The 3,879-nt window shown below is 47.0% G+C and carries 4 protein-coding genes and 4 tRNA genes; 1 reads left to right on the top strand and 7 read right to left on the bottom strand.

All coding sequences use genetic code 11. The annotated features are described in order from the left end of the window. Position 1: 1 nt before the first annotated feature. The 7 genes from ACE99V_RS20090 to ACE99V_RS20120 form a co-directional block, all read right to left on the bottom strand. A tRNA-Val gene (locus tag ACE99V_RS20090) sits at positions 2-77 on the bottom strand. A 75-nt stretch (positions 78-152) separates the two neighbouring features. Continuing rightward, positions 153-229: transfer RNA gene (locus ACE99V_RS20095), tRNA-Glu, on the bottom strand. A gap of 8 nt (positions 230-237) precedes the next feature. Then, positions 238-330: transfer RNA gene (locus tag ACE99V_RS20100), tRNA-Ser, on the bottom strand. 4 nt (positions 331-334) lie between these two features. After that, positions 335-410 (bottom strand) — tRNA-Ala (locus ACE99V_RS20105). 273 nt (positions 411-683) lie between these two features. Continuing rightward, on the bottom strand, positions 684-821 hold the full coding sequence (locus tag ACE99V_RS20110) for a hypothetical protein (protein ID WP_420998582.1): 138 nt from the start codon (positions 819-821) through the stop codon (positions 684-686). A gap of 206 nt (positions 822-1,027) precedes the next feature. Then, positions 1,028-1,282, bottom strand: a complete 255-nt coding sequence (locus ACE99V_RS20115; RefSeq protein ID WP_400492975.1) for a hypothetical protein — start codon at positions 1,280-1,282, stop codon at positions 1,028-1,030. Positions 1,283-1,389: 107 nt separating this feature from the next. After that, positions 1,390-1,539, bottom strand: a complete 150-nt coding sequence (locus ACE99V_RS20120) for a hypothetical protein (protein WP_400492976.1) — start codon at positions 1,537-1,539, stop codon at positions 1,390-1,392. A 386-nt stretch (positions 1,540-1,925) separates the two neighbouring features. Between ACE99V_RS20120 and ACE99V_RS20125 the strand changes: the two genes are divergently transcribed. Continuing rightward, positions 1,926-3,788 (top strand): methyl-accepting chemotaxis protein, encoded by a 1,863-nt coding sequence (locus tag ACE99V_RS20125; RefSeq protein ID WP_400492977.1) that lies wholly within the window; start codon positions 1,926-1,928, stop codon positions 3,786-3,788. Positions 3,789-3,879 lie beyond the last annotated feature (91 nt).

Here is a 3,879-nt window from a genome sequence, read left to right on the forward strand (position 1 = left end):
ATGGTGGAGGCTGACGGGATCGAACCGCCGACCCTCTGCTTGTAAGGCAGATGCTCTCCCAGCTGAGCTAAGCCTCCAACTTGTTGTTATGGGCCCCCGAAAAGTATTCGGAATAAGCTTCGAAGGCTCACTTCACTTTTTGGGGTGAATTATGGTGACCCGTAGGGGATTCGAACCCCTGAATGACAGCGTGAAAGGCTGCTGTGTTAAACCGCTTCACCAACGGGCCGGATTGAATGGCGGATGGAGTGGGATTTGAACCCACGAGACGAGTTATCCCCGTCTACACGATTTCCAATCGTGCTCCTTCGGCCTCTCGGACATCCATCCATAATGGTGGAGCTGAACGGGATCGAACCGATGACCTCCTGCTTGCAAGGCAGGCGCTCTCCCAACTGAGCTACAGCCCCAAAACTTTTACCTTCACTACTGGTATCCACCAGATTTTTTAGCAATCTTCGCCAAGCTCATCACCGGCGCAAGAATTAATCTATCACATCTACCAACCAAAATCAATAGGAAATTTTAGAGAGGCTTCAATGATTTTGAGTAAGCTGCACAAATACACGTCAGAGCATGAATGATAACGCATTGGTTACGACAATATCAAGTCTTTTTTCATAATAAAATCATGAAAAAACCGCCTCGCTCATAGGCGGAGACGGTGATCCTTCTCGAGCTATCTATTCTTCTTTCTTTCGTCCGGCCAATTCTTCCTCCTTATGACACTCCATGCAAAGTCCATCCTTGTGCTTAATTTCATACTCCGTAAGCTTGGCTTTGCAGATTTTGCACGTTGTTTCGGTTAATATCAATAACATCCTTACTCCACCTCTACCCTATAGGTCTCTTTCTCTGTTATCGATTATATTCGAAAATACAGACAATTGTATAGAAATTTGGTTACTATTTTGTGAAAGTTCAGTAAAAGGTCCACTATGTCTCGTTCCGTTTATCCAAAAACGATTCCAGAGACTCGTCCACTTCCAGGTGTTCATGGTCCCGCTGTTCATAAGGGGATTGCTTGCTATCCATCTGATCTCCACCTTGACCAGAAATTTTTGCGCTCGCTGCTCTTTTTACGTTGATAATCTATACCGTCGCTGCCGAAAAGGACATAGAGGTAGACATACTGACTCATGCTTACCTGTGGAAAAACAAACGCCAAGCTTTTGCTGCCGGGAAATTGTTCAATCGAGTAGCGAAGACCGCTTTGCTTCAGCTTGTTCGTAAATTCCGCCGCATCCCGCCATGAAACGGAAAAATAGACCGCTTTCTCCATACCGCGTCCCCACCTCACGCGCTTAGTATGGCCCAAAAAACCGCAGCCCATGTAGCGACGAGATCGTCTGAACCGAGATAAACCGGCGCGCTTGCCTCCACAAGTCCCTACACCATATATTCCTTGAACATATAGATGAAAAGCCGACGTTCAAATCTCCCCTGATAACCAATAAGCGGATGCCAGGCTTCCCCAACAAATAAAGAGTTTGAAAAATCCTTTTTCCAGCAGGTTTGAAATCGATTTATCTTCTTCAAGTTGAATTCCTCCACTACCATATTCAGGCTTTTTTCAACATCTATTCGAAAATTCGCTGCTTCCTTCCCATGATATAAGGGAATCATGAAGCGGATCGTTACGATATAGTGGTGGGAGTAGTCTTGAGGATGAAATTCTCTTCCCAGATCATCTTTATCTTGTGTAGGGATGATAACAAACTGCTATATCCTTTTTACAGCTCTAGAAGAATCAAGAAGCGCCGGCAGCACATTCCCCCTCTGGAAAAGGCGGTTCGTTCCCTAGGAACATTCCATCGTCTAAAAAGTTTGCTTAAAAATTACATTTAACGTTTATCGCTGTTAAAAATGGGGAAAAGGGGTACTGGTTGGATTTGGTTTTGTTAGTGAATAGAGAGAGGAGTATTATGATGAGAAACCTGTTCCGAAATCCATTTTCTAAGGTCAAGCCGCTTACATTGCCGAAAGAAGTTCCATTGAAAAAATTCTCCTTCAAGATGCCGTTGAAAAAACCATTTTCCACATTACCCTTTTCCGGCAAGAGCGGCAGCAGGAAGATCATTTACAGGCTGTACACGTCTTACATCCTCATTTTATTGTTTATGCTGGCCGTAGGCGGGGTCGGGCTGTACTCACAATCAAAGGCGGCACAAGCCACACAGGAATTGTACGAAGACCGCCTGCAATCTGTTTCCGGATTGCTGGGCCTTTCCACCGATTTCGAAAGACTGAATGCATACACCGCTTCGGCACTCTTAACAAAACACGAATCGGCCGAGGAACAGACAAAAATAATCGTTGAGCTAAAAGAAAAGGTGACCAAGGAAGTCGCACAACTAACCGAAAACCAGGCCAAATACGGAATTAACGCCGGAGACCTGCAAACATTTACACTCATTTGGAACGGCTACTCCAAAGATCTGAACGGGATCATCGATTGGATGAAAAAGGGAAATGAGTCGGTTGGCAGCAGCAACGGCATGGCTCTTGCAGTCAGTACATACAACTCCCAACTCGTTTCGAAAAAAGACGCCTTGACAGAGTACCTGCAGGAAACCGTCGATCTAAACAACAAGCTTGCCCTGAACAGTTACGAGCAGACAAAAGCCCTGCAGCAAAATATTTTCTACGTCCAGATCGGATTGATCGTGATTGCCATTCTGCTGTCCGCCCTCGTCGGTCAGTTGGTGGCCCGCTCCATTGTGAATCCTCTCAGCATGGTGGTCAACGCTGCTCAAGAGATCGCACAGGGCCGATTGCATAAGCAGATCAACCTGAATCGAAAAGATGAGCTGGGCCAGCTTGGCGAAGCGTTTAACCAGATGTCAGAAAACATTCGCGCGCTGATTGCACAGGTAAAACAAGCAAGCGGCAATGTTTCCGCCTCCTCTATCGAATTGATGGCGAGTGCGGAACAAACAAAACAGGCTGTCAACCAGATCGCTACCATGATTCAGGAGGTTGCCAGCGGCGCTGAAGTACAGGTATACAGTGTAGAAGAAAGCAAAATCGGAATCAATGAAATGGTAGTTGGGATTCAGCGCATCACCGAAACGGCTGTAGCCGTATCGGAATCGTCGCAAAATTCCGCGAAAGAAGCGGAACAGGGGAATGTGTCCATCCAACGCGTCATTTCGCAAATGGGTACGATCGAGACATCCGTTGGTCATTCCGCTGCAGCTGTAAAAGAGCTGGCCGAGCACTCCAGAAGCATCGGCAAGATTGTCAATACCATCAGCGACATCGCTTCACAAACGAATCTGTTGGCGCTCAATGCGACGATCGAAGCTGCGCGTGCCGGGGAACACGGAAGAGGATTTGCCGTAGTAGCCAACGAGGTAAGAAAACTGGCAGAACAAACCGCCGATTCCGCTCGTCAGATCACCCAGATCATCGAGGAAATCCAGACGGGTACAAACCGGGCCGTAGAAACGATGAACAAAGGTACAGAAGAAGTCCAGATCGGTATAACTATCGTCAACGAAGCGGGACAAGCCTTCGAAAAAATCCTCGCGTCGACCCAGCATGTTGCCGATCAAATCGCCGAAGTGTCGGCTGTCACTGAGGAAATTTCGGCAAGTTCCGACCAGGTTGCCGCTTCCGTTGAAGAACTTGCGCGTATTGCCAAAGAATCCTCCGGCAACACGCAAAGCGTGGCTGCCACTACTCAGCAGCAGCTGGCGTTTATCGAAGAGATCGCCGCTTCCGTCAATGCGTTGAACCAGATGTCAAAACAGCTGGAAGAAGTCATCGGTCGATTTGAAGTATAAGAAAACCCAGCCGACTTTAGCTAGTTTCCCCTGAAAAATTCCTGGGGTAAGTCAAAAACAAAAGGAATTCAGCTCTCTAAATGGAAGTAGT

The sequence above is a fragment of the Brevibacillus soli genome, from assembly GCF_044759095.2.
Classification (GTDB): Bacteria; Bacillota; Bacilli; order Brevibacillales; family Brevibacillaceae; genus JBIYSM02.

Bases quoted from the DNA above. Each gene is read 5' to 3' on its own strand.
- ACE99V_RS20110 (WP_420998582.1), bottom strand. From the start codon at position 821: ATGTTATTGATATTAACCGAAACAACGTGCAAAATCTGCAAAGCCAAG.
- ACE99V_RS20125 (WP_400492977.1), top strand. From the start codon at position 1,926: ATGATGAGAAACCTGTTCCGAAATCCATTTTCTAAGGTCAAGCCGCTT.
- ACE99V_RS20115 (WP_400492975.1), bottom strand. From the start codon at position 1,282: ATGGAGAAAGCGGTCTATTTTTCCGTTTCATGGCGGGATGCGGCGGAA.